At 37.2% G+C, this 2,115-nt stretch carries 2 protein-coding genes; both read right to left on the reverse strand.

What is annotated here, in order from left to right:
* On the reverse strand, window positions 1-923 hold a 923-nt coding region (gene nuoH, locus WGMM_RS01905), incomplete at its 3' end, for an NADH-quinone oxidoreductase subunit NuoH (RefSeq protein ID WP_038249265.1).
* Window positions 907-2,115 (reverse strand): molybdopterin-dependent oxidoreductase (locus tag WGMM_RS01910; RefSeq protein WP_038249267.1); only part of this gene is annotated, 1,209 nt, incomplete at its 5' end. The genes WGMM_RS01910 and nuoH, both read right to left, overlap by 17 nt.

Genomic DNA, 2,115 nt, shown 5'->3' on the forward strand with positions numbered 1-2,115 from the left:
ATTAGCTGATCATATCGATAACGAGGTATTGTTGCTCTAATCCAAATAAATACGAATAAAAGTATAATTATCTTCAAAACGAACCAAATTAAACCTGGAATTTTATAAAGCAAACCAAGTTCTAACGGAGGATACCATCCCCCAGGAAAGCATATTGTCATCATAGCACTTGCTAAAATCATATTTGCATATTCTCCGAGAAAAAAGAGGGCAAAAGGCATGGATGAATATTCAACGCTATATCCAGAGACAAGCTCTGCTTCAGCTTCTGGTAAATCAAATGGGTGACGATTAGTTTCTGCAAGCAAAGAAATAAAAAATATTATTCCTATAGGCATTAGTAGTAAATCAACCCAAAATGGCATATTGTGTTTCGCTACCACCATCTCTCCAAGATTTAATGTTCCAGTGGTAATAACGACTGTAGCAACTATTAAGCCTATTGAAACTTCATACGAAATCATCTGAGCAGCCGACCGTATAGCGCCAAGAAATGCATAATTAGAATTGCTTGACCAGCCTGCAATAATCACGCCGTATACTCCCAGCGACGATATAGCTAGCACATAAAGCACTCCAACATTAATATTTGCTATAACCTTAGGAATAACTACTTGCTGGCCATTTTCTACAATTACTTCAGCACCAAACGGTATAACTGCCCAGGCAATTAATGCCAAGATAAAGGTAAGCATTGGAGCCATAATGAACAGTATGGTGCTCGCTCTAAATGGTATTATCGGCTCCTTAATCAGGAGCTTAATAGCATCTGCAAATGGCTGCAATAGCCCAAAAGGTCCAACTACACTTGGGCCGTGCCTCAGTTGAATTGCAGCAAGGACCTTACGCTCAAAGTATGTCAAATATGCAACTGAAAGTAGTAGCGGTACTAAAATAAATAAAATATTAACTAGCGTGTTCATAAAAAGCTTTAGTACAACCTGCCATTATTTTTGAAGCGCGACTTATTGAATCCGTCATATAAAAATTACACTCCTTTAAAGTAAAAGGTGTATTACTTAAATTTATTTTACCATTGCTAATTGGCACCCATGTGTTTTTTATTACTTGATCAGCATTTCTAAACTGTGGACCGATAGTATCTAGTTTTTTTCTCACGTCAAATAAACTATCATATGGTAAGGATAGATCCAAATATTGCGAGAGATTTTTAATAATTAACCAGTCCTCCTTTGCTTCACCTGGAGGAAATACAGCTAAATTTGTTCTTTGCACTCGACCTTCAGTGTTTACATAAGTTGCATATTTTTCTGTATATGCAGCACCAGGCAAGATAACATCTGCCACATGTGCCCCCTTATCACCGTGATGACCTTGATAAATTACAAATGTGTTTTCTAACTTTGATGTGTCAATTTCATCTGCGCCAAGAAGATAAACCACTTCTATTTCACCACTTTCTGCATGTTCCAATATTTGATTAATATCCCTTTCGCCTTTTTTAGGAACAAACCCAATATCTAGCCCACCAACTCTTGCTGCAGCTTTATGCAGCACATTAAAGCCATTCCAGTCATCTCTGATCATGTTAAATTTTTCTGCAATTTTGCCAGCCAGAACTAGAACTAATTCAGAATCATCTCTTACTAATGCATCTTGACCGATAATCAGCATAGGGTTTTGAGCAGCTACCAGCAGCTCACAGAATTTATGACTTCCATTTGCTATTTTACTCAAAATATCAGGATTATCGCCCAATTTCTCAACATGATACAAATATTCAATGTTAGGACCAACACTTGCAACAGGAAAGTTGCCCTGTAAATATCTCTTTCTCAATCTTACGTTAATGATCGATGCTTCTATCCTTGGGTTTGTATTTATAAGCAGACACAAATCCGCATTCTCTATACCTTCAATAGTGGTATTGAACACATACGATCCACGATTATTTGGTATAAGTTTTGCACCATCTTGCCTACAGTCTATATTCCCCGAGCCGAGCTTCTGCACCACTTCTTTGAGTAGAAGCATAGACTCACAATCTGCTAAATCACCTGCAATTGCAGCTATTTTCTTTGATTTTGTATTCTTTAATTTCTTTGCAGCAACAGTTAATGCTTCATTCCAATCAACTGGGGCTAATTTACCATC

Origin of the sequence: Wolbachia endosymbiont of Glossina morsitans morsitans (assembly GCF_000689175.1) — a bacterium.
Taxonomy (GTDB): Bacteria; Pseudomonadota; Alphaproteobacteria; order Rickettsiales; family Anaplasmataceae; genus Wolbachia; species Wolbachia pipientis.